The sequence below is a fragment of the Pseudoduganella albidiflava genome, from assembly GCF_004322755.1.
Taxonomy (GTDB): Bacteria; Pseudomonadota; Gammaproteobacteria; order Burkholderiales; family Burkholderiaceae_D; genus Rugamonas; species Rugamonas albidiflava.
Genome location: NZ_CP036401.1, coordinates 3,031,907 through 3,056,830, shown reverse-complemented (window position 1 = coordinate 3,056,830; position 24,924 = coordinate 3,031,907). Strand labels below are relative to the sequence as shown.

The 24,924-nt window shown below is 65.0% G+C and carries 16 protein-coding genes and 4 tRNA genes; 5 read left to right on the top strand and 15 right to left on the bottom strand.

Features of this window, described 5'->3' with window-relative positions:
* Positions 1-13: 13 nt before the first annotated feature.
* Positions 14-721 (bottom strand): YIP1 family protein, encoded by a 708-nt coding sequence (locus EYF70_RS12670; RefSeq protein WP_165497649.1) that lies wholly within the window; start codon positions 719-721, stop codon positions 14-16.
* A 193-nt stretch (positions 722-914) separates the two neighbouring features.
* On the opposite strand from EYF70_RS12670, the gene EYF70_RS12665 reads away from it, so the two are divergent.
* Together EYF70_RS12665 and EYF70_RS12660 are read left to right on the top strand one after the other, a co-directional pair.
* Positions 915-1,796, top strand: coding sequence for an SPFH domain-containing protein (locus EYF70_RS12665; RefSeq protein ID WP_131145723.1), 882 nt, complete (start codon positions 915-917; stop codon positions 1,794-1,796).
* Positions 1,797-1,936: 140 nt separating this feature from the next.
* Positions 1,937-2,143, top strand: a complete 207-nt coding sequence (locus EYF70_RS12660) for a type II toxin-antitoxin system antitoxin (protein ID WP_131145722.1) — start codon at positions 1,937-1,939, stop codon at positions 2,141-2,143.
* Positions 2,144-2,146: 3 nt separating this feature from the next.
* On the opposite strand, the gene EYF70_RS12655 is transcribed toward EYF70_RS12660, so the two are convergent.
* Positions 2,147-5,743, bottom strand: coding sequence for a hydantoinase B/oxoprolinase family protein (locus EYF70_RS12655; protein WP_131145721.1), 3,597 nt, complete (start codon positions 5,741-5,743; stop codon positions 2,147-2,149).
* Positions 5,744-5,818: 75 nt separating this feature from the next.
* Between EYF70_RS12655 and EYF70_RS12650 the strand changes: the two genes are divergently transcribed.
* A complete protein-coding gene (locus tag EYF70_RS12650; protein ID WP_131145720.1) occupies positions 5,819-7,348 on the top strand; it encodes an NAD(P)H-hydrate dehydratase in 1,530 nt (509 codons plus the stop codon).
* Here the strand turns inward: EYF70_RS12650 and EYF70_RS12645 are convergent, their stop codons facing one another.
* Positions 7,349-8,071: an ABC transporter ATP-binding protein gene (locus tag EYF70_RS12645; RefSeq protein ID WP_371861736.1), complete on the bottom strand. Its 723-nt coding sequence runs from the start codon at positions 8,069-8,071 to the stop codon at positions 7,349-7,351.
* 142 nt (positions 8,072-8,213) lie between these two features.
* Here EYF70_RS12645 and EYF70_RS12640 point away from each other — a divergent pair, with 142 nt between their 5' ends.
* Entirely contained in the window at positions 8,214-8,810 is a 597-nt protein-coding gene (locus EYF70_RS12640) for an arylesterase (RefSeq protein ID WP_131149067.1), read from the top strand.
* Positions 8,807-9,862 carry a tRNA 2-selenouridine(34) synthase MnmH gene (mnmH, locus tag EYF70_RS12635; protein WP_131145718.1) on the top strand — a complete coding sequence of 352 codons (1,056 nt, stop codon included), beginning with the start codon at positions 8,807-8,809 and terminating at the stop codon, positions 9,860-9,862. Before EYF70_RS12640 ends, mnmH begins: the two co-directional genes overlap by 4 nt.
* Positions 9,863-9,979: 117 nt before the next feature.
* On the opposite strand, the gene EYF70_RS12630 is transcribed toward mnmH, so the two are convergent.
* The 12 genes from EYF70_RS12630 to EYF70_RS12575 form a co-directional block, all read right to left on the bottom strand.
* Positions 9,980-11,881: a SurA N-terminal domain-containing protein gene (locus EYF70_RS12630; RefSeq protein ID WP_229420838.1), complete on the bottom strand. Its 1,902-nt coding sequence runs from the start codon at positions 11,879-11,881 to the stop codon at positions 9,980-9,982.
* Between the two features lie 586 nt (positions 11,882-12,467).
* Positions 12,468-12,544 (bottom strand) — tRNA-Asp (locus EYF70_RS12625).
* 54 nt (positions 12,545-12,598) lie between these two features.
* Positions 12,599-12,675 (bottom strand) — tRNA-Asp (locus tag EYF70_RS12620).
* Positions 12,676-12,737: 62 nt separating this feature from the next.
* A tRNA-Val gene (locus tag EYF70_RS12615) sits at positions 12,738-12,813 on the bottom strand.
* 59 nt (positions 12,814-12,872) lie between these two features.
* Positions 12,873-13,145: an HU family DNA-binding protein gene (locus EYF70_RS12610; protein WP_107142294.1), complete on the bottom strand. Its 273-nt coding sequence runs from the start codon at positions 13,143-13,145 to the stop codon at positions 12,873-12,875.
* A 251-nt stretch (positions 13,146-13,396) separates the two neighbouring features.
* Entirely contained in the window at positions 13,397-15,808 is a 2,412-nt protein-coding gene (gene lon, locus EYF70_RS12605; protein ID WP_131145716.1) for an endopeptidase La, read from the bottom strand.
* Between the two features lie 285 nt (positions 15,809-16,093).
* Positions 16,094-17,362 carry an ATP-dependent Clp protease ATP-binding subunit ClpX gene (gene clpX / locus EYF70_RS12600; protein ID WP_131145715.1) on the bottom strand — a complete coding sequence of 423 codons (1,269 nt, stop codon included), beginning with the start codon at positions 17,360-17,362 and terminating at the stop codon, positions 16,094-16,096.
* Between the two features lie 593 nt (positions 17,363-17,955).
* Positions 17,956-18,573 carry an ATP-dependent Clp endopeptidase proteolytic subunit ClpP gene (gene clpP / locus EYF70_RS12595; RefSeq protein ID WP_371861255.1) on the bottom strand — a complete coding sequence of 206 codons (618 nt, stop codon included), beginning with the start codon at positions 18,571-18,573 and terminating at the stop codon, positions 17,956-17,958.
* A gap of 103 nt (positions 18,574-18,676) precedes the next feature.
* Positions 18,677-20,017 (bottom strand): trigger factor, encoded by a 1,341-nt coding sequence (gene tig / locus EYF70_RS12590; RefSeq protein WP_131145714.1) that lies wholly within the window; start codon positions 20,015-20,017, stop codon positions 18,677-18,679.
* A 32-nt stretch (positions 20,018-20,049) separates the two neighbouring features.
* Positions 20,050-20,136: transfer RNA gene (locus EYF70_RS12585), tRNA-Leu, on the bottom strand.
* Between the two features lie 315 nt (positions 20,137-20,451).
* Positions 20,452-23,538, bottom strand: a complete 3,087-nt coding sequence (locus EYF70_RS12580) for an efflux RND transporter permease subunit (RefSeq protein WP_131145713.1) — start codon at positions 23,536-23,538, stop codon at positions 20,452-20,454.
* Positions 23,535-24,653, bottom strand: coding sequence for an efflux RND transporter periplasmic adaptor subunit (locus EYF70_RS12575; RefSeq protein WP_229420837.1), 1,119 nt, complete (start codon positions 24,651-24,653; stop codon positions 23,535-23,537). The genes EYF70_RS12580 and EYF70_RS12575 overlap by 4 nt, the downstream gene beginning before the upstream one ends.
* Positions 24,654-24,924 lie beyond the last annotated feature (271 nt).

Sequence of the window (24,924 nt, the reverse complement as noted above, 5' to 3'; positions counted from 1 at the left end):
GCTGCATGGTGCCTCAGGAGAAAAGAACGATCCATGCCGCCCACACGCCGTAGATCACGGCATAGGGCAACACCGCGGTCACGGCCGCGGCGCGCGCGCCGCAACCGGTCCAGACACGCAGGCCGATGGTGGCCAGTACGATGCTCCACACCGTGGTGAAATCCAGCCCGGCGGCCAGGCCATGCCATGGATTGGCCTCGTCCATGCGCAGCAGCGAGGCCAGCGATGCGAGGTTCAGGTCTTCCAGCGTCACGCGGCCGTCCGACACGGCGATCTGCAGCGCCATCAGCGGCAACAGCAGCAGCTTCGGTACATTCACCCAGCTGACGAAAGCAAACCACTGGCGCAGGCGGACGTCGGCATCCAGCGCCTTGCCGGCCACCAGGAAATAGCAGGCCTGCACAGCATAGGCGGCCAGCGTGCCGAACACCAGCCCGAGCTGCAGGGTGATCATCATCGGTGTCGGCGCGATGGTCGTTTCCAGCGCAGCCTGTCCCTGCGGCGCCAGGCCCGGAACACCGGCCGTCATCTGCTGGCGCTGCCAGGCGAAATCCGCCGTGGCCACCCACCAGTACGCCACCGCCGATTGCAGGACGAGGAAGGCCAGCAGCGGCAGCCACGCGCTGTGGCGAGTCTTCAAGCCGGCGAAGACTGCGCCGGGCTCATACAGGATGCGGCCGAGATCGGCAACACCGGGATTCATGCTCCTGCTGGGACTCATGCTCCTCCTTGTCGACATTGGGGCCGGCCATGCCGGCGCGTCATTGTAGCGGCGCACCCGTGCCGCCATTCTCTCGAAAACTCACGGCGGTCCAGTCGCTCATGCCGATGAGCGGCAGTCCTTGACACGCGCGCACCGGAGATCTTAAAGTGATATCACTTTAATATAACCGAATATCCACAGGGAGAACAGCATGGCTGCACAGTTTCGGCAGGAAGCCTGCCAGGAAACGCGCTTCACCTCGATCAACGGCTACCTGGCGGCCGCCGGCGGCGTGCTGCTCGTGATCGCCGGGGCACTCGCGCTGCGGGGCTTCCTGCTGCTGCCCGGTATCGTGCTGATCGTGGTCGGCGTCTTCCTCGCCGCGGGCCTGTACATGCTGCAGCCGAACGAGACCGCGATCCTCACGCTGTTCGGCAGATACGTGGGGACCGACCGCAGCGAAGGACTGCGCTGGGCGTTTCCCCTGTACCGCAAGCGCAAGCTGACGGTACGCGCGCGCAACCTGAACGTGGCCACGCTGAAGGTCAACGACAAGCGCGGCAATCCGATCGAGATCGGCGCCGCCGTGGTCTGGCGCGTGCGGGACACGGCGCAGGCCGTGTTCGAGGTGGACGATTTCGAGCGCTACGTGTCGATCCAGGCCGAGGCGGCGCTGCGCCACCTGGCATCGCAATATGCGTATGACGAGGCGGACGACCTGGCGGCGGGCGAAACCACGCTGCGGGCCGGCGCCAACGAAGTGGCGCTGGCACTGCGCGCCGAGCTGCAGGCGCGTTTCGAGGCGGCGGGCGTGGAAACCGTGGATGCCAAGCTCACGCACCTTGCCTATGCGGCGGAGATCGCCCAGGTCATGCTGCGCCGCCAGCAGGCCGAGGCCATCATCAGCGCGCGCGCCAAGATCGTGCACGGCGCCGTGACCATGGTGGATGCGGCGCTGAAGGCGCTGGCCGAGCGCGACATCGTCGAACTCGACCCGGAGCGCAAGGCGGCGATGGTCAGCAACCTGCTGGTGGTGCTGTGCTCGGACCAGAACGCGCAGCCGATCATCAATGCGGGCACGCTGTATAACTGACCAACCCGCTGACCAACCCGCTGACCAACCCGCTGACCGACCCGCTGACCGACCCGCTGGCCGGGCCGAATAAACAAGCCGAACCACGGCGCCAGCCTGGCTGAGCCACATCCATGCCCTGAAAGACCAAAGCAGAAACCATGGCAAGTCCCGGTAAAAAAGCCTTTCCGTTGCGGATCGACCCGGCATTGTGGGCCGAGCTGCAACGCCTGGCCGCGAACGACCTGCGCAGCGTGAATGCGGAAATCGAATTCCTGCTGCGCGAAGCACTGGCACGCCGGGGCATCAAGGTGCAGCCGCCGGCGCGCGGCGCGGACGACGCGGGCGACGGGGGCGACCCGCCCTGAGCGTTACTCCGGCGTGCCGTAACCGCCGCCGCCCGGCGTTTCAATGACGAACACGTCGCCCGGCATCATCAGCGTCTTGCCGATGTGGCCCAGTACCTCGACGCCGCCATCGGCGCGCTCCACGCTGTTCCTGCCGGTCGCGCCGGGCGCGCCGCCGGCCATGCCGAACGGTGCGTGGACACGGTTGTTCGACAGGATCGCCGCCGTCATCGGTTCCAGGAAGCGCACGCGGCGCACCGCGCCATTGCCGCCGTGCCAGCGCCCCGCGCCGCCGGAGCCATGCCGGATCGCGTAGCTGTCCAGGCGCACCGGGAAGCGGAACTCCAGGATCTCCGGGTCCGTCAGGCGCGAGTTGGTCATGTTGGTCTGCACCACATCGGTGCCGTGGAAGCCCTTGCCAGCGCCCGAACCGCCGCTGATCGTCTCGTAGTACTGGTGGCGGCTGCCGCCGAACGTGAAATTGTTCATCGTGCCCTGCGCGGCCGCCATCACGCCCAGCGCGCCATACAGCGCGTTCGTGATGCAGGTCGACGTTTCGACATTGCCGGAGACGACCGACGCCGGATATTGGGGGTTGAGCATCGAACCGGGCGGAATGATCACGCGCAGCGGTTTCAGGCAGCCGGCGTTCAGCGGGATATCGTCGTCCACCAGGGTGCGGAACACGTACAGCACGGCCGCCATGCACACGGCCGACGGAGCGTTGAAGTTGTTCTCGAGCTGGGGCGAGGTGCCCGTGAAATCGATCGTGGCGCTGCGCGCCGCCGCGTCGACCGTCACACTCACGCGGATGCGCGCGCCGTTGTCCAGGTCCACCGTGAAGGCGCCATCGCGCAGCGCGCCGATCACGCGCCGCACCGCTTCCTCCGCGTTGTCCTGCACGTGGCCCATGTAGGCGCGCACCACGTCCAGGCCGAAATGGGCCACCATCCGGTGCAGCTCCTCGACGCCTTTCTGGTTGGCCGCGACCTGCGCGCGCAGGTCGGCCAGGTTCTGGTCCGGGTTGCGGGCCGGATGGAGCCCGCCCGCCAGCAGCGCGCGCGTCTCGGCTTCGCGCAGCACGCCCGCGGCGACCAGCTTGAAGTTATCGATGAGCACGCCCTCCTCGTCGATGGTGCGCGAGTCCGGCGGCATCGAGCCCGGCGTGGTGCCGCCGATATCGGCGTGGTGGCCGCGCGACCCCACGTAGAACAGGATCCCGGTGCCGGCCTCGTCGAAGACCGGCGTGATGACCGTGACATCGGGCAGGTGCGTGCCGCCGTTGTACGGATCGTTCAGCATGTACACGTCGCCGGGGCGCATCGCGCCGGCGTTGGCATGCATGACGCGCTTGATGCTCTCGCCCATCGAGCCCAGGTGCACCGGCATGTGCGGCGCGTTGGCGATCAGGTTGCCGTCGCCATCGAAGATCGCGCAGGAAAAGTCCAGGCGTTCCTTGATGTTCACCGAGTGCGCCGTGTTCTGCAACCGCAACCCCATCTGCTCGGCGATCGACATGAACAGGTTGTTGAAGATTTCCAGCATCACCGGATCGGCCGTGGTGCCGATCGCCCGGCGCGCCGGCAGCGCCTCGACGCGCGTGAGCACCAGGTGATCCTGCGGCGTCACCTGCGCCTGCCAGCCCGCCTCGACGACGGTGGTGGCATTGGCCTCCGCGATGATGGCCGGGCCGCGCAGCACGTCGCCGATGCGCAGGTCGGCGCGGTGGTACAAGCCGGTATCGCGCCAGGCGCCGGCGCTGTACATCGGCACCTGCCGATGGGCCCGCGCCGCCCCGTCGCGCGGCGCCTGCTCCGGCACCACCTCCGCCGGCGCATCGGACCGGCCGATCGCTTCGACCGATACCGCCTCGACGACCAGTGCGCGGTCCGGCATCAGGAATGAAAAGCGCTTCCTGTACGCCTGGGTGAACTGCTCGCGCATGGCCGCCTCGTCGCCGTGCAGCACGACCAGTGCCGAGTCGGTGCCTTCATAGCGCAGGTGCACGCGCCGCACCAGGACAATGCGGTCCACGTCGACGCCCTGCCGACGCAGCTCGCCGCACGCGTCGTCGGCCAGTACCTCCAGCGTGGCGGCCAGCGCAGGCAGCATGCCGCCTTCCAGCCGGGCCTCGACGGCGCGCTCGCGCATCGCCACCTGGTCCGCCAGCCCCATGCCATAGGCCGACAGCACGCCGGCCAGCGAGTGGATGAACACGGTCTTCATGCCCAGCGCATCGGCTACCAGGCAGGCATGCTGGCCGCCGGCGCCGCCGAAACTGGTCAGCGCGTAGTCGGTGACGTCGTGGCCGCGCTGCACGGAGATCTGCTTGATCGCGTTCGCCATGTTGCCCACCGCGATCTCGATGAATCCGGCCGCCACCTGTTCCGGGGTGGTCGCCGTGCCGCGCGCACTGGCGATCTCGTTCGCCAGTGCGGCAAAACGGGTGCGCACCGTGGCCGCATCGAGCGGCTGGTCGCCGTCCGGCCCGAACACATGGGGGAATTCTTCCGGCTGGATCTTGCCCAGCATGACGTTGCAGTCGGTCACCGCCAGCGGCCCGCCGCGCCGGTAGCTGGCGGGGCCGGGATCGGCGCCGGCGCTGTCCGGGCCCACCCGCAGGCGGCTGCCGTCGAAATGCAGGATCGAGCCGCCGCCGGCCGCCACCGTGTGGATGCTCATCATCGGCGCGCGCATGCGCACGCCGGCCACCTGGGTCTCGAACACGCGTTCGAACTCGCCGGCGTAATGGGATACGTCGGTGGAAGTACCCCCCATGTCGAAGCCGATCACCTTGTCGAAACCGGCCAGCCGGCTGGCCCGCACCATGCCGACGATGCCGCCGGCGGGGCCGGACAGGATGCTGTCCTTGCCCTGGAACGCCAGCGCATCGGCCAGGCCGCCGTTCGACTGCATGAATTGCAGGTTCACGCCGGCCAGTTCGGCGGCCACTCCGTCGACATAGCGGCGCAGCACGGGCGACAGGTAGGCGTCGACCACGGTGGTGTCGCCACGCGCCACCAGCTTCATCAGCGGACTGGCCTGGTGCGACACCGAGACTTGCTTGTAGCCCAGCTCCGCGGCAATGCGGGCCACGGCGGCTTCGTGCTGCGTGAAGCGGTAGCCATGCATGAAGACGATCGCCAGCGCGCGATAACCCTGGTCGAACGCCGCGCCCAGCGCGGCACGTGCCGCCGCTTCGTCGAGCGGTGCCACCACCTCGCCATGGGCGCCCATGCGTTCATCGATCTCGATCACATGCCCGTACAGCAGTTCGGGCAGCACGATATGGCGGTCGAACAGGCGTGGCCGGTTCTGGTAGGCGATGCGCAGCGCGTCGCCGAAGCCCCGCGTGATGGCCAGCACGGTCGGCTCGCCCTTGCGCTCGAGCAGCGCATTGGTGGCCACCGTCGTGCCCATCTTGACGGCACCGACCAGCCCGGATGGCACGGCCTCGTCCGCGGCAAGGCCCAGCAGGTGGCGGATGCCGGCCAGCGCCGCATCCCGGTAGCGTTCCGGGTTTTCCGACAGCAGCTTGTGGGTGGCCAGCGTGCCATCCGGCCGCCGCGCGACGATGTCCGTGAAGGTGCCGCCCCGATCGATCCAGAATTGCCAGTCCATGCCCGCTCCCGCCATTGCCGCACCCCGCGCGCGAAAAACGCTATTCTATCGGCTTCTTTCCAGTGCGAGGCGGCCATGAATCCCCTGTACACCGTTGCCCAGATCCGCGAGGTCGAACGCCTGGCCGCGGCCGGCCAGCCCGAAGGCATGCTGATGGAACGTGCCGGCCGGGCCGCCGCCGCCATGGCGCTCGACCTGCTGCCGTTCGCCACGCCGCTGGCGCAGGTGCTGGTGCTGGCGGGACCCGGCAACAATGGCGGCGACGCGTTCGAGGTCGCAGCGCACCTGGCCAACAGCGGCGCGCACGTCTCGATCATCCACGTCCCGCCCGGCGGCGCCACGGCGCCCGAGCGGGACCGGGCATTCGAACGGGCCCGCGCCAGCCCGGCGCACTTCGTCGACCTCGCGCCCGAGGCGATCGCCGCCGGCGCGTGGAACCTGGTGGTGGACGGCCTGTTCGGCATCGGCCTGCAGCGGCCGCTCGATCGCATGCCGGGCAGCCTGGTCGACGCCGTCAACGCGCTGGCCTGCCCCGTGCTCGCGCTGGACGTGCCGAGCGGGCTCGACGCGGATACCGGCTGCGTGGTCGGCCCACATGGCCGCGCGGTGAACGCCACCCATACCGTCACCTTCATCGGCGACAAGCCGGGCCTGCATACCTGCGATGGCCGCGACCATGCCGGCGACATCATGGTGGCGGACCTGGCCCTCGCGCCGGCCCTGTTTCCGCCCGCGGCGATGCACCTGAACGATCCGGCATTCTTCGCACGGCAGGCGCGCACGCGGCGGCACAACAGCCATAAAGGCAGCTACGGCAATGTATTCGTGCTGGGCGGCGCGCCGGGCATGGCGGGTGCGCCCGTGCTGGCCGGCCGCGCGGCGCTGCACGCGGGCGCGGGGCGGGTCTACCTGTGCTTCGCGGGCGAGCCGCTGGTGGTGGACGCGGGCCAGCCGGAACTGATGTGCCGCGCCGCGCGCGACGTGGACTATACCGCCGGCGTGACGGTGGCCGGGCCGGGCCTCGGCGGCGATGCCGAAGCGGCGCGGCTGCTGGCCAGCGCCGTGGCGTCGCACCAGCCGCTGCTGCTCGACGCCGATGCGCTGAACCTGCTGGCCGCCGATCCCTCGCTGCTTGCCGCCGTGGCGCAACGGGGCGCGGCCACGCTGGCGACGCCGCATCCGCTGGAAGCGGCGCGCCTGCTCGATACGCCGGTCGGCACCGTGCAGGCGGACCGCCTGGCGGCGGCGCGCACGCTGGCCGGGAAGCTCAATGCCTGCGTGGTGCTGAAAGGCTCCGGCACGGTGATCGCGGCACCGGATGGCCGGCTCGTGATCAACCAGACCGGCAATGCGGGCCTGGCCACGGCGGGCACCGGCGATGTGCTGGCGGGGCTGGCCGGCGCGCTGCTCGCACAGGGCTGGCCCGGGTGGGAAGCGGCACTGGCGGCTGTCTGGCTGCACGGCATCGCGGCGGACATGCTGGTGGCCGAAGGCGCCGGCCCGATCGGCCTGACGGCGGGTGAACTGATCCCGACCGTCCGCGTGGCGCTGAACCGCCTGGTCGCCCAGCAGCGCGACCAGGCAGAGACACCGCACTCGCGCTGATTACACCAGTCGCCCGGCGGCGATCGTGATCGTGCGCCCGCAGCGGGCCGCCATGGCCGGGTCGTGCGTGACCAGCACCAGCGTGGAACCGTGCTCGCGATTGAGTTCGAACATCAGCGCGATCACGGCTTCGCCGGTGGCCGCATCGAGGCTGCCGGTGGGCTCGTCGGCCAGCAGCAGCGGCGGCTGCGTGACGAAGGCGCGCGCCAGCGCCACGCGCTGCTGCTCGCCGCCGGACAGGTACTTCGGATAGTGCCTGAGCCGGCTGGACAGCCCCACGCGCCCCAGCATCGCCTCGGCCTTGGGCCGCGCATCGCCATCGCCGGCAAGTTCCAGCGGCAGCATCACGTTTTCCACCGCCGTCAGGTGCGGCAACAGCTGGAACGACTGGAACACGAACCCCAGCTTGGCCTTACGCAGCGCGGCGCGGCCATCCTCGTCGAGCGCGAAGATATCGGTGCCGTCGATCAGCACCTTGCCGCCGCTCGGCGTATCGAGACCGGCCAGCAAGCCGAGGAGCGTGGACTTGCCCGATCCGGATGCGCCCACGATTGCCAGCGTCTGTCCCTTTTGCACGGTAAAATCCACTCTGTGCAAAATGGTCAGCTCGCCGCTTGCATCGGCCACGCGCTTGGTCAGGCCCGTTACCGCGATCGCGGCGGCGCCGGCGGAAGCATGCGTGGCATGCGCCCCGTTTGCATCCGAGGCAGGCGAGTCTGGAATGAAGTTGCTGGTCGCGTGAGGAAAATCTGGCATGGTCGAAGGTCTGCTTGGCAAAGGTATGCTTGGGTTAGTCAGGAACATCCTGGTGAAGAACATCTTGGTAAGTAAAATCGGTTCGCGGTTCTGCGTGTGCCTCAGCGCCATGCTGCTGCTGTGGGGCAGCCCGGCGAGCGCCTATTCTGCCCCAAAAACGCTGCTCGTGGTGGGCGACAGCCTGTCGGCCGAGTACGGCCTGGCGCGCGGCACCGGCTGGGTGGCGCTGCTCGAGCGCAAGCTGCAGGCGCAGAAGCTCGATATCCGCATCGTCAACGCCAGTGTCAGCGGCGAGACCACCAGCGGCGGCCGCACCCGGCTGCCGGCGCTCCTGAAGAAGCACCGGCCCGACTACGTGGTGCTCGAACTGGGTGCCAACGACGGCTTGCGCGGCTTGCCGGTGCCGTCCGCCGACAGCAACCTGCGGGCCATGGTGAAGCAGGCACGTGACGCCGGCGCACGCGTGCTGCTGGTGGGCATCCGCATCCCGCCGAACTATGGCCGCGATTATTCGGAGAAATTCTTCGCCATGTACCAGGCCATCAGCCGCGATGAGAAGGTGGGCCTGGCGCCCTTCATGCTCGACGGCGTGGCCGAGAAGATGGACCTGTTCCAGGCCGACCGCATTCACCCGCTGGCCAGCGCCCATCCGATCATCCTGAACAACATCTGGCCGCACCTGCAGCCCATCCTAAGGACGAAATGAAGTATCCCGAAATCCTCCCCATCGGCGACGTGCTGGCGCGGCTCGACCAGTTCGACACGATCATCGACGCGCGCACGCCGGCCGAATTCGCGCTCGACCACCTGCCGAACGCGATCAACTGCCCGGTGCTCGACGACGAGCAGCGCATCGTGGTGGGCACGCTGTACAAGCAGGCCGGCCCGTTCGAGGCCAAGAAGGTGGGCGCACCGATGGTGGCGGCCAATATCGCCCATCACATCGACACGCTGTGGCACGACAAGCCGCGCGAGTGGACCCCGCTGGTCTACTGCTGGCGCGGCGGCAACCGCAGCGGTTCGATGGCGCACATCCTGGCGAAGATCGGCTGGCCCGTGGTGCAGCTCGAGGGCGGCTACAAGGCGTTCCGCAACCGCGTGAACGCGGAGCTGGAACAGGCGCCGGAACTGGACTTCCGCGTGATCTGCGGCACCACCGGCAGCGGCAAGACGCGGCTGCTGGACACGCTGGAGGCGGTCGGCGCCCAGGTCCTGGACCTGGAGCAGCTGGCCGTTCACCGCGGTTCTGTACTGGGCAACATGCCCTGCCAGCCGCAACCCACGCAAAAGGCGTTCGAGACGTCGATCTGGGACCGGCTGCGCCGCTTCGACCCCGCCCTGCCCGTGTTCGTGGAATCGGAAAGCAAGAAGGTGGGCGCGCTGCGCGTGCCCGCCGCCCTGATGGAACGGATGCGCGCTTCGCCGTGCATCGCGCTGGAAGTGGCGCGCGAGCACCGCGTGCAGCTGCTGATCGAGGATTACCAGCACTTCGCCTGCAACGCGCCGGCGCTGAACACGCAGCTGTCCTACCTGACCGACCTGCACGGCAAGGAACGGATCACCAAGTGGCAGCAGATGGCCCTCGACGGGCGCATGCCGGAACTGGTCGACGAACTGCTGGTCGATCACTACGACCCGGCCTACACGCGCTCGATCCACCGCAATTTCACCCAATTCGAGCGCGCCCGCGCGATCGCGCTGCCGGACGTTTCGCCGGCGTCGTTCCTGGCCGCGGCACGCGCGCTGCACGAAGGCTGAAGGGCGCCACGCGCACCCGGCAGCCGCGCCGGGATACGGGATTGCAGGCATGTGCACCACCCAACAAGAAAGCCACCTCGCGGTGGCTTTTTTGTTGGGTGGGCAGTACCTGGCGGATTACTGGGCGCCGTCCGCCTTCGTCTCGGTCACCGGACGCAGGATCTTGACCTTGGCCTTTTCCTTCAGCACTTCGACGTAGTTCAGCATGTCCTGCTGGGCGACGATGTTGCCGATCTGTTCGCGGGCCGAGGCCAGGCGCGCTTCATCGGCGGCGGCCGGCTGGTGCACCTTGCTGATGCGGTAGATGCCATAGCCCATGCCCGGCAATTCCACGCCCACATAGGCCGGCAGCTTCGAGGTATCGGCTTTCAGCACGGCGCGGGCGACAGCCGGCGGCATGCCTTCGGCCTTGGCCCGCGACACGGCCTGCACCGGGCTGAAGCCGGTCGCGTCGTCGGCTTTCTTCAGCGCGGCCAGCTTGGCTTCGCCGGCGGCCCGGGCGGCCTTCATCGCTTCCTCGGCCGTGACGCGCTGGCGGATCTCGGCGGCCACGTCGGCCAGCGGCTTTTGCGACGCCGGCTTGAACTCGACGATGCGGCCCGACACCAGCGTGCTCGGCGCCACTTCCACCGCTTCGGTATTGCGCTTGTTCTTCACGGCGTCGTCGGCGAACAGCGCGGTCAGGAACTTGGCGTTGTTGTACGGTGCCGGCGCGGCGCCCGCCGCCGGGGTGCGCGTGACATTCTCGGCGCTCTCGATCTTCAGGCCCAGCTTGTCCGCCACGGGCTTCAGGCTGTCGGCCTGCTCATACACCGTATTGGTGAAGGTCTCCACCACTTCCGAGTACTTCTTGCCGGCCTTCTGCTTGCGCAGGTCGGCGGCGATCTCGGTCTTCACCTCGTCCATCGGCTTGACCACGGCGGGCTTCAGCGACGTCACGGTGATCACGTGGTAACCGAACTCGGATTCGACGACGTTGCTGATCTCGCCCTGCTTCAGCGCGAAGATCGACTGTTCCACGGAAGGCACCAGCGAGCCCTTCTCGATCACGCCCAGGTCGCCGCCCTGCTCGGCCGAACCCGGATCTTCCGATTTGGCCTTGGCCACTTGCGCGAAGCTGCCCGGGGCCTTCTTCAGGTCCGCCAGGATGGCTTCGGCCGTGGCCTTGGCCGCGGCCTTGTCGGCCGCCTTGGCATCCTTGTTGACGGCCACCAGGATATGGCTGGCGCGGCGCTCTTCGGGCGCCGTGTAGCGGGCCTGGTTGGCCTTGTAGAACGCGGCCACTTCGTCGTCGCTCACGCTGACCTGGCCTTCGATGGCTTTCGCATCGAGCACCACGTATTCGATGCGGGCCTGCTCGGGCAGCGCGTACAGCTTGGCGTTCTTGTCGTAGTACGCCTTGACCATCTCGTCGGTGACTTTCACGTTGGCCACGAACTGCTGCAGCGGCATCGCCAGTTCCTGCACGTCGCGTTCCTGTTCGGTCAGGTCGGTGACCAGCTTGGTGACGGTGCGCGGCGCGAAGGCGGTGGCCTGGATGCCGCTGACCAGCTGCTGCACGGCCATGTCGTGGCGCATCGTCTGCTCGAAGCCTTCCGGCGTCAGGCCGCTGTTATTGGCCAGCATCGCGCGGTAGCGCTCGATGTCGACCTTGCCTTCTGGCGTGATCATGCCGGGGATATCCTGGATGCTGTCGAGGATCGCCTTCTGCAGCGCCGCGTTGCTGACCGTCAGGTGGCCGCGCGCGACTTCGGACGAGACCGCGCGCTGCGCGATCAGGTTGTCCAGCACGCTCTGGCGGAATTCCGGAGTATCGAACATCTTCTGGTTGAACTGCTCGCCGAAGCGCTGGCGGTACTGGTCCAGCTGGCGGCGCAGCGCGTTATCGAACTCCTGCTGGGTCACCGGCTTGCCGTCGACCTTGGCGAGCGTGGTCGCGCTGTCGCCCATGCTGTCGTAGCCCTGCACGCCGACGAATACGAACGATGGAACGATCACGATCGCCAGCAAAATCTGCATCAGTTTCTGATGCGTACGTATGAATTCAAACATGGCAAATTTATCAGGTTATGCATTACAAAAAAAAGGCGAACGTTAGCGTTCGCCCCTTTCGCTGCTCACGCGATTATAGGGGCGGTGTTCCGATGTAGCAAGGTGAGCATTTGAAAAAACGGCAAGGTTGGGTGGGGGGTTCGGGGCATGGGATGGGGCGGAGTGTCGGAGCGGAGCGTGGGGAGCGGAGCGGTGGATCTGAGCGTGGGAAGCGCAGCGTGGGAAGCGCAGCGTCGGAAAGCGGAGCGTGGGCTCGGTGCGTGCGATGGAGCAGCGTAGCGAGGTGGAAGCAGCGGAGCGAGGTGGAAGCAGCGGAGCGAGGTTGAAGAAGCGGAGCGAGGTGAAAGCGTGAGCAAGCGCGGAGCTTGCAGGGCTGCGCCTTCGCGAAGCAGAGCTTCGCGCGGAGAATGGGGACGGGACTCGCCGACATCCTGCCGGCCGCGGATTCGCTGGTAAGCGAATCCCTTCGAGTGCCCGCCGTGCTTCCCGCAGGGGAAGCACTCCGCTGCGCTGCGAATAAAAAAAGCCCGCGTGCGCGGGCTTTTTTGTATTCTGGCGGAGCGGACGGGACTCGAACCCGCGACCCCCGGCGTGACAGGCCGGTATTCTAACCAACTGAACTACCGCTCCCGGTAGGTCCCCACTGGTGGAGACGATGACGCGACTTCATGGTATCGGCATTTCTGGCGGAGCGGACGGGGCTCGAACCCGCGACCCCCGGCGTGACAGGCCGGTATTCTAACCAACTGAACTACCGCTCCAGCAAATGCACAATACCGAGTAAAACAATTTACACCGTTACTTCAACCATGCCGGCAATTTCTGGTGGGCGCTGAGAGGCTCGAACTCCCGACCTAATCCTTGTAAGGGATCCGCTCTACCAACTGAGCTAAGCGCCCATGCCGATGGCTGCAACTTCCGGCGACCGGTGAACAGCTGGGCTGCCCACCGAAGGCCATTAGTTTACTGCATCTTTCAGCGCTTTACCAGCCTTAAATTTCGGTACTTTCGCTGCGTCGATCGTGATCTCTTCCTTCGTGCGCGGGTTGCGGCCGGTGCGGGCAGCGCGCTCGCTCACCATGAAGGTGCCGAAGCCGACCAGGGTCACGCTGTCGTTCTTGGCCAGAGTAGTGGTTACGCCATCGATCATTGCGTCCAGGGCGCGCGCCGCGGCCGCCTTGGAGATATCAGCGGAAGTGGCGATATGGTCGATCAGTTCAGTCTTGTTCACAGCTTGTTCCCCGTCACAAAGGTTTAAATCGTTTATACCGTTTATTTCGTTTTCGCGAAAGCCCACGGTATTTTCCAGGCAGAGAAAAATCTCAGGCCGTATTAAACAAGCGGGGCTTGCCCTGTGTCAAGGCGTCAATATGTAAAAAACGGCCTCTGAAATGAAAAACGGGCACAACAGGTGCCCGTTTTCCCCGAGAAGGCGCCCGAAGGCGCCCCAAGGGCCCATTCCTCACACAGCCGAGAGCAACGTCAGTGCTTGACCACTTCCGTCTGGCCGTCCGGCTTTTGCGCAGCGGCCGCCACCGGTTCCACCGCCGGCACCTCGGCCAGCGGCTCCGGCTGGCGCTCCAGCGCCACTTCCAGCACCTTGTCGATCCAGCGCACCGGCACGATCTCGAGCTTGTTCTTGACGTTGTCCGGGATCTCGGCCAGGTCCTTCACGTTCTGCTCGGGGATCAGCACCGTCTTGATGCCGCCGCGATGCGCCGCCAGCAGCTTCTCCTTCAGGCCGCCGATCGGCAGCACTTCGCCGCGCAGCGTGATCTCGCCCGTCATCGCCACGTCCGCACGGACAGGAATGCCCGTGAACACCGACACCATTGCCGTTGTCATCGCGATACCCGCCGACGGACCATCCTTCGGCGTCGCGCCTTCCGGCACGTGGATGTGGATGTCCTGCTTCTCGAACACCTCCGGCTTGATGCCCAGCCGCTGTGCCCGGCTGCGCACCACGGTGCGGGCCGCCTCGATCGACTCCTTCATCACGTCGCCCAGGGTACCGGTGCGGATGACCGCGCCCTTGCCCGGCATGGTGACCGATTCGATCGTCAGCAGGTCACCACCGACTTCGGTCCACGCCAGACCGACCACCTGGCCAACCTGGTTTTCCTTCTCGGCCACGCCGAAATCGTAGCGGCGCACGCCCAGGAACTTGTCCAGGTTCTTCGGCGTGACGGCGACCTTCTTCTCGGTCTTCTTCAGCAGCAGCAGCTTGACCACCTTGCGGCAGATCTTCGACACTTCGCGTTCCAGCGAACGCACGCCGGCTTCGCGGGTGTAGTAGCGGATCACGTCGCGGATGGCGGCTTCGCTGACGGTCACCTCGCCTTCCTTCAGGCCGTTGTTCTTGATCTGCTTCGGCAGCAGGTAGCGCAGCGCGATGCTGGTCTTCTCATCCTCGGTGTAGCCCGACAGGCGGATCACTTCCATCCGGTCCAGCAGCGCCGGCGGGATGTTGTACGAGTTCGACGTGGCCACGAACATCACGTCGGACAGGTCGAAGTCCACCTCGATGTAGTGGTCCGAGAACGTGTGGTTCTGTTCCGGGTCCAGCACTTCGAGCAGGGCCGACGACGGATCGCCGCGGAAGTCCGCGCCCATCTTGTCGATCTCGTCCAGCAGGAACAGCGGATTGCGCACGCCGACCTTCGACAGCGACTGCAGCACCTTGCCCGGCATCGAGCCGATGTAGGTACGGCGGTGGCCGCGGATCTCGGCTTCGTCGCGCACGCCGCCCAGTGCCATCCGCACGTACTTGCGGTTGGTGGCGCGGGCGATCGACTGGCCCAGCGACGTCTTGCCGACGCCCGGAGGACCGACGAAGCACAGGATCGGCGCCTTCAGCTTGTCCACGCGCTGCTGCACCGCGAGGTATTCCAGGATGCGTTCCTTGACCTTCTCGAGGCCATAGTGGTCCGTTTCCAGCACTTTCTCGGCGTTCGCCAGGTCGCTGTTCACCTTGGACTTCTTCTTCCATGGCAGCGACACCAGCGTATCGATGTAGTTGCGCACGACGGTGGCTTCGGCGGACATCGGCGACATCAGCTTCAGCTTCTTCAGCTCGGCATTGGCCTTGTCCAGCGCCTCCTTCGGCATCTTGGCGGCCAGCACCTTCTTTTCCAGCTCGTCGAAATCGGCACCATCCTCGCCCTCGCCGAGTTCCTTCTGGATCGCTTTCACCTGTTCGTTGAGGTAGTACTCGCGCTGCGACTTTTCCATCTGGCGCTTGACGCGGCCACGGATGCGCTTCTCGACCTGCAGGATGTCCAGCTCGCCTTCCAGCTGGCCGAGCAGGTGCTCGAGCCGCTTGGCGACGTTGAAGATCTCCAGGATGACCTGCTTCTGTTCCAGTTTCAGCGGCAGGTGCGCCGCAACCGTGTCGGCCAGGCGGCCGGCATCGTCGATGCCCGACAGCGAAGCCAGGATCTCGGGCGGGATCTTCTTGTTCAGTTTGACGTACTGGTCGAACTGCTGCACGATCGCGCGGCGCATTGCCTCGATCTCGGAATCGTCGCCGATTTCCGAATCCAGGGGCTGCAGCTCGGCCACGAAGTGCGTGGGGGTATCGGTAATCTTGCGGATGCGTGCGCGCTGGGCGCCTTCGACGAGCACCTTCACGGTGCCGTCCGGCAGCTTCAGCATTTGCAGGATGTTGGCGACGCAGCCGATTTCATAAATGTCGGTAGGAGAAGGTTCGTCCTTGGCGGCAGCCTTTTGTGCGGCAAGCATGATGCTCTTGCCCTGCTCCATTGCCGCTTCCAGCGCCTTGATCGATTTTGGACGCCCCACGAACAGGGGTATCACCATATGCGGGAAAACGACGACATCCCGTAAAGGCAACAACGGCAGTTGGGTCTGCTCAGTTAATTTGGAAGTTGTCATGGCGTACCTTATGTAAAAGCATGTTTATGATGTAGGCACTCGCAGCCGAATCACAAGACCCGCCGCCGGAATAATTCTTCTCAACACATAATCTTTGTTGAAAACATTGGCAGCGCTGCTCTAAAAGACAGCAGCAACAAATAAAAAAAGCCACGCGCGACGAGCGCCGCGAGTGGCTTTCCGAATGAAGCCTGCTTCTCTTATTGGTTTCGATTGTACTGCGTTGCTCTACGGATGCAAAACGCTTTTTTTGACCGGTGTGCAGAGTGCAATTGCACGCACCGGTCAATTTTCGCCGGATGCTTTCGGCGATTCCTGATAAATCAACAACGGCTTTGCACCCTGGGTAATGGTGTTTTCGTCGATAACCACTTTCGTGACATTCTGCTGATTCGGCAGGTCATACATGATATCGAGCAGCGCATGTTCCAGGATCGAACGCAGGCCGCGGGCGCCGGTCTTGCGCGCCAGCGCCTTGCGGGCGATGGCATGCAGCGCGGCGGGGCGGATTTCCAGTTCCGCGCCTTCCATTTCCAGCAGCTTGCTGTACTGCTTGATCAACGCGTTCTTCGGCTCGACGAGGATCTGGATCAGCGCCTCTTCCGTCAGCTCGGCCAGCGTGGCCACCACCGGCAGGCGGCCCACCAGCTCGGGAATCAGGCCGAACTTGATCAGGTCTTCCGGTTCCGCCTCGAGCAGGATATCGCTGTTCGAGCGCTGTTCCTTGCTCTTCACGGTGGCCGAGAAGCCGATGCCGCTCTTCTCCGACCGGTTCGAGATGATCTTCGCCAGGCCGTCGAACGCGCCGCCGCAGATGAACATGATGTTCGTCGTGTCGATCTGCACGAAGTCCTGGTTAGGATGCTTGCGGCCACCCTGCGGCGGCACGGAAGCCATGGTGCCTTCGATCAGCTTCAGCAGGGCTTGCTGCACGCCTTCGCCCGACACGTCGCGGGTAATCGACGGATTGTCGGACTTGCGCGAAATCTTGTCGATCTCGTCGATGTAGACGATGCCCCGCTGGGCTTTCTCGACATCGTAGTTGCAGCTCTGCAGCAGCTTCTGGATGATGTTCTCGACGTCTTCGCCCACGTAGCCCGCTTCGGTCAGCGTGGTGGCGTCGGCGATCACGAACGGCACGTTCAGCATGCGGGCCAGCGTTTGCGCCAGCAGGGTCTTGCCGGAGCCGGTGGGGCCCACGAGCAGGATGTTGCTCTTCGCCAGTTCGACGTCGTCTTTCTTGCCCAGGTGCTTCAGGCGTTTGTAGTGGTTGTACACGGCCACCGACAGGATGCGCTTGGCCGTCTGCTGGCCGATCACATACTGGTTCAGCAGCTCGGCGATCTCGTGGGGCGTCGGCAAGTCCGACTTGGCGCCCGTAACGGATTCGATGCTGGACGTCTCGTCGCGGATGATGTCATTGCACAAATCAATGCACTCGTCGCAGATGAAGACGGAGGGCCCGGCGATCAGCTTCTTGACCTCGTGCTGGCTCTTGCCGCAGAAGGAGCAGTACAGAAGTTTTTCGCCGCTGGAAGATTTTTTGTCGGACATGGGACGTTTTCTTTAGTTACAAGAATAGGTGCTGCACGGGTTGCTGAACTGCCGCTGGAAGTGTTGCCGGATGTATCGGGGGTAATCCATTGAGCCTATTGCCAAGCGGTCATTGCGAAATACGTTACGAGATATGTCACCTAGTGTATTAACGTCACCGGGTGCATGAAAGACTACATTACCAGGTACATTACAGGTAACGCCACATAACACACTGCACATAACAAGCTGAACATACTCACTGCGCATACTCACTGCGCATCACGCACTGAGCATACTCACTACGCATCACACTAAGCAAACTCACCGCGCGTAACACTGCACGCATAACACTGTATGCATAACACTGTACTCAGCGCGCTGCGTGATGCTGCATGACACTAGCGCAAGGAACCACCAAACCCCATCAACTTGCTTGCTGCATACCTCGGCAGAACTTCACGCGACCTGCAGGCAGAGCGTGTGATCGGGCAAGAAGTCCTGCACACAACCACATGCTACCCGAAATAAAAATAAAACGCCCGGAACGGTGTGGCGTCCGGGCGTAATTTTCGCGTTTTCACTGCGATGCGCTGGCCACCGCTTGTGATGCATCAAGCGCGGGTCGTCAACACCTTATCGATCAGGCCATACTCGGCAGCCTCGTCACCGGACATGAAGCGGTCGCGGTCCGTATCCTTGGCGATCTGGTCGATGGTCTGGCCCGTGCGCTCGGCCAGGATGCTGTTCAGGCGATGGCGCAGGTACAGGATTTCCTTGGCCTGGATTTCGATATCCGATGCCTGGCCCTGCGAACCACCGGACGGCTGGTGGATCATGATGCGCGAGTTCGGCAGCGAGAAACGCTTGCCTTTCGCGCCGGCGGCCAGCAGGAACGCGCCCATCGAGGCGGCCATGCCCGTGCACAGCGTCGAGACGTCCGGCTTGATGAACTGCATCGTGTCGAAAATCGCCAGGCCGGCCGAAACCGAACCACCGGGCGAATTGATGTACAGCGAGATATCCTTGTCGGGATTTTCGCTTTCCAGGAACAGCAGCTGGGCCACGATCAGGTTGGCCATCTGGTCGTTGACCGGGCCGACCATGAAGATCACGCGCTCCTTCAGGAGGCGCGAGTAGATGTCATACGAGCGCTCGCCGCGGCCGCTCTGTTCGATGACCATCGGCACCAGGCCGAGCATTTCCGTGTCCAGTGCCGGATTGCGGTTCATTCCGATCATTCCTTTTCCTTGTGAAGCGCACCGGCCGGCTGCAGTATGCATTTTCACGCAACCGTCAGCCGGCCGGCGCCGGATGTTTGTACGACAGGGGGACTTAGCCCTGCGCTGCGCTTCCCATCAATTCGTCGAACGGCACTTCCTTCGCCGACGTCTTGGACAGGCCCAGGACATAAGTGACGACGTTTTCTTCCAATACAAGAGCTTCCACTTCGGCCAGGCGGCGGCGATCGCTGTAGTAGTACTTCAGCACTTCGCGCGGATCTTCGTAGCTCTGCGCGAAATCTTCGATCTGCGCCTTCACCTGCTCGGGCGTGGCTTGCAGTTCGTTGTCGCCGACCAGCTTCGACAGGATCAGGCCCAGGCGCACGCGGCGCTCGGCCTTGTCCTTGAACAGCTCCGGAGGGAATGGTACATCTTTTACGTTCATGCCGCGGGCAGCCATGTCCTGGCGGGTCATCTCGGCCAGGCGCTCGGTGTCCTGGTCGATCAGCGCCTGGGGTACGTCCAGCGTGGCGGTCTTCACCAGCGCATCCATCACGGCTTCCTTGTTGCGCGCCTTGACGCGGCCGTTCACTTCGCGTTCCAGGTTGACCTTGATGTCCTCGCGCATCTTGGCCAGGTCGCCATCGGCCACGCCCAGCGATTTCGCGAACTCGGCATCGACTTCCGGCAGGTGCGCCCATTCCAGCTTCTTCAGCGTGATGGTGAACTCGGCGGTCTTGCCGGCCACGTCCTTGCCGTGGTAATCCTCCGGGAAGGCCAGCGGGAAGGTCTTCGCCTCGCCCACTTTCAGGCCCACGGTGGCGGCTTCGAATTCCGGCAGCATGCGGCCTTCGCCCAGCACGAACACGTAGTCTTCGGCCTTGCCGCCGGCGAATTCCTCGCCGTCGATCTTGCCGACGAAGTCCACGGTCACGCGGTCGCCGTTGGCGGCAACGGCTTCGCCGCCGTCGCCATGCTCGCCTGCCTCACCCTTGGTGTGGAAGTGCACGCGCTGCTTGCGCAGGATGTCGATGGTCTTGTCGATCTCGACGTCGGTCACGGACGATTTCACGGTCTCGATCTCGACCTGGGACAGGTCGCCGATCTCCACTTCCGGATAGATCTCGAAGGTGGCGTCGAACGCCAGCTGGCCTTCCGGCGAACCTTCTTTCGGTTCGATCTTCGGGAAACCGGCAACGCGCAGGTTGTTCTCGTTGGCGGCGTCGTTGAACGCGCGGCCGACCTTGTCGTTCAGGACTTCGGTCTCGATCTGGTAGCCATACTGGGCCGCGACCATCTTCATCGGCACCTTGCCCGGACGGAAGCCGGGAGCGCGCGCGGACTTGGCCTGCACCTTCAGGCGCTTTTCCACTTCGGAGCGGACGTCCGACAGCGGGAAGGAAATCGTGAGTCGGCGTTCGAGTTTGCCCAAGTTTTCGACAGCAGTTGCCATGTAAAAATCGTCCAAAAAATTGTGAATACTGTTGGTGCGAGGAGGGGGACTCGAACCCCCACACCATTGCTGGCGTCAGGACCTAAACCTGGTGCGTCTACCAATTTCGCCATCCTCGCGCTATGGGAAACCTCGAAAAACGCCCCGCACGGATAACCGCTGTGCGGCGCTTTTCGGGATCTCCAGCTTTCCCATCGCTACGTCGTGTGCTACGTCGTATAACTACTTTGCATAAAAGCAAAGGGCGACCATTAAGTGAAAACGGGTCGCCCTACCCTGCAAATCACAGGGGCTTTCAACTTCAACACGGCATTTTACTGGTTTTTCCCAAAAATGGGGATGATTTTTGACCTTTAGCCAACTGATCAATTAATAAGCCGGCTGCCTCGTCAATACCCTCCCCGCCCATCCGTGATTCAACGCCGCCTATCGCCTCAGCGCACCGGCTTTTTCACGCGGAACCATGCCGCATACAGCGCCGGCAGGAACAGCAGCGTCAATGCCGTGGCCAGCACCAGGCCGCCCATGATCGCCACCGCCATCGGCCCCCAGAATACCGAGCGGGATAATGGAATCATCGCCAGCGCCGCGGCGGCGGCGGTCAGCAGGATCGGCCGGCAGCGCCGCACCGCCGATTCCACGATGGCGTCCCACGGCGCCGCGCCGGCCTTGATGTCCTGTTCGATCTGGTCGACCAGGATCACCGAGTTCCGGATGATCATGCCGAACAGCGCGATGATGCCCAGGTTGGCCACGAAGCCCAGCGGGCGGCCCAGCAACAGCAGCGCGAACGCGGCGCCAGCCACGCCCAGCGGCCCCGTCAGGAACACCAGCAGGGACCGGGAGAAACTGTGCAGCTGCAGCATCAGCAGCGTGAAGATGAGGAACAGCGCCAGCGGCAGGTTGGCCGCGATCGACTGCTCGGCCTCGCCGCTATCGGCGGCGGCGCCCTTCTCCTCGATCTTGTAGCCGGCCGGCAGGCGCGCGCGCAGGTCGGCCAGGGCCGGGTCGATCTGGCCCGACACCGTCGGCCCCTGGATACCTTCCACCACGTCAGCCTGCACGGTGATCGCCCATTCGCGGCCCAGCCGCCAGACCACGCCCGGCTCCCACACGAATTCCACGCGGGCCAGCTGCGAGATCGGCACCGAGCGGCCGCTGGCCGTCGGCACATTGGTATTGTTCAGTACTTCGATGGTCTGCCGCTCGGCCAGCGGCTGGCGCACCTGGATGTCGATCAGCCGGATGCCTTCGCGGAACTGCCCCACCACCGTGCCGGACAGGATCGTGTTCGCCACCCGCATCACGGTCTGCGTGGTGACGCCGAGCGCGCGCATGCGGTCCTGGTCCAGGTCCAGCCGCAGCACCTTCACCGATTCGTTCCAGTTGTCGTTGGTGCCCACCGCGTTCGGATTGGCGCGCACGATATCCTTCACCTGGTCGGCGATGGCGCGCACCTTGTCCACCTCGGTACCGGTAACGCGGAACTGCACCGGGTACGGCACTGGCGGCCCGTTCGGCAGCAGCTTCACGCGGCCGCGCACTTCCGGGAAGTCCTCATGGAACACCTGCGTGATCTTGCGGTGCAGTTCCGCGCGCGCCTGCAGGTCCTTCGGCAAGACCACGATCTGCGACACGTTCGACTGCGGGAAGATCTGGTCCAGCGGCAGGTAGAAGCGCGGGCTGCCGGTACCGACATAGCTGGTCACCGACACCACGCCCGGCTGCTTCCGGATGAACTCCTCGAATTTCTTCACCTGTGCCTCGTTGGCGGCGAACGCGGTGCCTTCCGGCGACCACATTTCCACCATCAGTTCGGGCCGCGACGAATCCGGGAAGAACTGCTTCTCGATGAAGTTGAAGCCGTAGATCCCCAGCGCGAAAATCACCAGGGTGGCCGCGATGGTGGTCTTGCGCCACTCCACGCACCAGGTCACCACGCGCCGGAAGCGCTGGAAGCCCGGCGAATCGAACACGTCGTGCCCATGCTCGCCCGGCGCGTGCGGCTGCACCTTCAGCAACAGGTAGCCGATGTACGGCGTGAACACCACGGCGATCACCCACGACATGATCAGCGCGATGGCATTCACCGAGAACAGCGAGAAGGTGTATTCGCCGGCCGTCGATTGCGCCAGCCCGATCGGCAGGAAACCGGCCACCGTGATCAGCGTGCCGGTCAGCATCGGCAGCGCGGTAGACGTATAGGCGTAGGTCGCCGCTTCCAGCCGCGACAGGCCCTCCTCCATCTTTCGCACCATCATCTCGACGGCGATGATGGCATCGTCCACCAGCAGGCCCAGCGCGATGATCAGCGCGCCCAGCGAGATCTTGTGCAGGTCGATACTCAGCATGCGCATGAACAGGAACGTCACGGCCAGCACCAGCGGAATGGTCAGCGCCACCACCAGGCCGGGCCGCACGTCCAGCCGCAGCTTCGGCTTGGTGTGCAGGCCAAGGGCCACGAAGCTGACCGCCAGCACGATCAGCACGGCCTCGATCAGCGTGTGGACGAATTCGCCCACGGACGCCGTCACGGCCTGCGGCTGGTCCGACACGCGCGCCAGCTCGATGCCCACCGGCAGCTTGCCCTTCAGGTCGCCCACGGTCTGTTCCAGCGCCTTGCCCATCTCGATGATGTTGCCGCCCTTTTCCATCGACACGCCCAGGCCGATCACTTCCTTGCCGTTGAAACGCATCTTGTCGCGTGGCGGATCCTGGTAGCCGCGCTTGATCGTGGCGAAGTCGCCGAGCCGGAACGTGGTGCCGTTGGCGCGCAGTTCCAGGCTTTCCAGGTCTTTTACAGTGGTAAGCGCGCCGGTCACGCGCACCTGCAGGTTGTCGGTCGGCGTCACCAGCGTGCCGGTCGCCTCGATGGTGTTCTGCGTGGCGATCTGGGAAACGATCTGCTCGAACGGAATGCCCAGCTGGGCGAACTTCTGGTGCGAGAACTCGATGTCGATCTTTTCATCCTGTACGCCGAACAGCTCGACCTTCGACACCTTCGACACGCGCAGCAGCTGCTGGCGCACGAAGTCGGCGTAATCCTTCATCTCGGCGTAGGTAAAACCGTCGCCGGACAGCGCGAAGATCGAACCGTACGTATCGCCAAATTCATCGTTGAAGGTGGGCCCGATCACGCCCTGCGGCAGCGTGCCGGCGATATCGCCGACCTTCTTGCGCACCTGGTACCAGGCGTTGCCGGTTTCCTTCGGCGGCGTCGATTCGCGCAGGCTCAGCATGATCAGCGTCTGCCCCGGCTTGGAATAACTGCTGATCTCGTCGATGTACGGCGTTTCCTGCAGCTTCTTTTCCAGCTTGTCGGTGACCTGGTTGGCCATCTGCAGCGCGGTGGCGCCCGGCCAGAACGCCTGCACCACCATGATCCGGAAGGTGAACGGCGGGTCTTCGTCCTGGCCCAGGTTCTGGTAGCTGAGCATGCCGCCGATCAGCATCACGGCGATCAGGTAGCGCGTCAGCGGAATGTGCTCGAGGGCCCACCGCGACAGGTTGAAACCTCTCATCGCGCCCCCTCGGCGGCAGGCGCGGCGCCCTTCGGCACCGGCGCGCGCGGCACGTCCGCGCCGAGAATGCGCACCTTCTGGCCCGGCTTGAGCAGGTGCACGCCGGCCGTGACGACCGTCTGGCCGGTGCTCACGCCGCTGCCCAGCACCAGCTCGTTGCCATCGGCGGCCACCACGGTGACGGGCACCAGCTTCACGGCGCCGTTCTCGACCACCCAGACGGACGTGGCATTGCGTTCGTGGAACAGCGCGGACAGCGGCACCTTGATCTTCGGCTGCCCCTTCGACGCGAACTGCACCACCGCCGTCATGCCCAGCTTGGCCTGCGTGAGCGTCGGCGGCAGCGTCACCTTGAAGGCGTACGTGCGCGTGGCGGGATCGGCCACCGGCGACACTTCGCGGATCTTCGCCGGCACCGCCTGGCCGGGCGCGGCCCACAGGCGCACATGCACGTCGCTCATCTGGCGCAGCGCATCGACGCGGTCTTCCGGCACGCCGAACACCACTTCCTTGTCATCCGTGCGGGCCACCGTCACCACGGGCGTTCCGGCGGCGACCACCTGGCCGGCCTCCGCCGCCACCTGCGTGACCACGCCATCCATGTCCGCCACCAGGTTCGCGTAACCCGTCTGGTTCGACTGCTCGCGGTAGCCGGCGCGTGCCGCGTCCACCTGCGCCTCGGCCGCGCGCAGCGCCGATTCCTTTTCATCCAGTACCGCTTGGGCCACGAAGTTCTGCGCGCGCAGTTCGCGATAGCGCTTCACGTCCGCCGCCGCCAGGTCGCGGGTGGTTTCCGCGGCGCGCAGCGTGGCCAGCGATTGCGCCTGGCCCAGCCGCAGATCCTGCGGGTCGAGCTGCATCAGCGCCTGGCCCTTGCGCACGCTGGTGCCCACGTCGACCTTGCGCGAAACGATCTTGCCCGGCACGCGGAACGCCAGTTGCGACTGGTAGCGGGCGCGTACCTCGCCGGAGAATTCCGCGTTCACGTCCACGTCGGAACTCTGCAGCACGATGGCGCGCACCGGCCGCACATCGGCGGCTTTTTCCGGCGCTTCCGAGCAGGCGGCCAGCAGCACGGCGACCGCCGCGATCAGGTAGGGCTTCAGGACTTGCACGGGACTTTCCTTCACTCTTAAAGATGGCGCTGCAAAGTTGCGCTGCAACGCCGGGCTGCAATCAAGCCTGCACTCATGGCCGTACGCAGGGCCATCAACGAAGCCGGCGATCCGGCAGCACGCCGGGCCGCAGCCTGGCCGCCAGCCCAGCCGCCGCCGCCCGGTCACCGGGCGCGACAATCCGGCTGCGATTGCGGCGGGCACGCTTAGCCACTATCATGGCGGGCTGAATTGATGACTTTCCGTACATTAATTTACAAAATGAGATGAA

What these genes read in the sequence shown, in the direction of transcription:
- EYF70_RS12670 (WP_165497649.1), bottom strand. Translation starts at nt 721, where the DNA reads ATGAGTCCCAGCAGGAGCATGAATCCCGGTGTTGCCGATCTCGGCCGC.
- EYF70_RS12665 (WP_131145723.1), top strand. Translation starts at nt 915, where the DNA reads ATGGCTGCACAGTTTCGGCAGGAAGCCTGCCAGGAAACGCGCTTCACC.
- EYF70_RS12660 (WP_131145722.1), top strand. Translation starts at nt 1,937, where the DNA reads ATGGCAAGTCCCGGTAAAAAAGCCTTTCCGTTGCGGATCGACCCGGCA.
- EYF70_RS12655 (WP_131145721.1), bottom strand. Translation starts at nt 5,743, where the DNA reads ATGGACTGGCAATTCTGGATCGATCGGGGCGGCACCTTCACGGACATC.
- EYF70_RS12650 (WP_131145720.1), top strand. Translation starts at nt 5,819, where the DNA reads ATGAATCCCCTGTACACCGTTGCCCAGATCCGCGAGGTCGAACGCCTG.
- EYF70_RS12640 (WP_131149067.1), top strand. Translation starts at nt 8,214, where the DNA reads ATGCTGCTGCTGTGGGGCAGCCCGGCGAGCGCCTATTCTGCCCCAAAA.
- mnmH (WP_131145718.1), top strand. Translation starts at nt 8,807, where the DNA reads ATGAAGTATCCCGAAATCCTCCCCATCGGCGACGTGCTGGCGCGGCTC.
- EYF70_RS12630 (WP_229420838.1), bottom strand. Translation starts at nt 11,881, where the DNA reads ATGCAGATTTTGCTGGCGATCGTGATCGTTCCATCGTTCGTATTCGTC.
- lon (WP_131145716.1), bottom strand. Translation starts at nt 15,808, where the DNA reads ATGACAACTTCCAAATTAACTGAGCAGACCCAACTGCCGTTGTTGCCT.
- clpX (WP_131145715.1), bottom strand. Translation starts at nt 17,362, where the DNA reads ATGTCCGACAAAAAATCTTCCAGCGGCGAAAAACTTCTGTACTGCTCC.
- clpP (WP_371861255.1), bottom strand. Translation starts at nt 18,573, where the DNA reads ATGAACCGCAATCCGGCACTGGACACGGAAATGCTCGGCCTGGTGCCG.
- tig (WP_131145714.1), bottom strand. Translation starts at nt 20,017, where the DNA reads ATGGCAACTGCTGTCGAAAACTTGGGCAAACTCGAACGCCGACTCACG.
- EYF70_RS12580 (WP_131145713.1), bottom strand. Translation starts at nt 23,538, where the DNA reads ATGAGAGGTTTCAACCTGTCGCGGTGGGCCCTCGAGCACATTCCGCTG.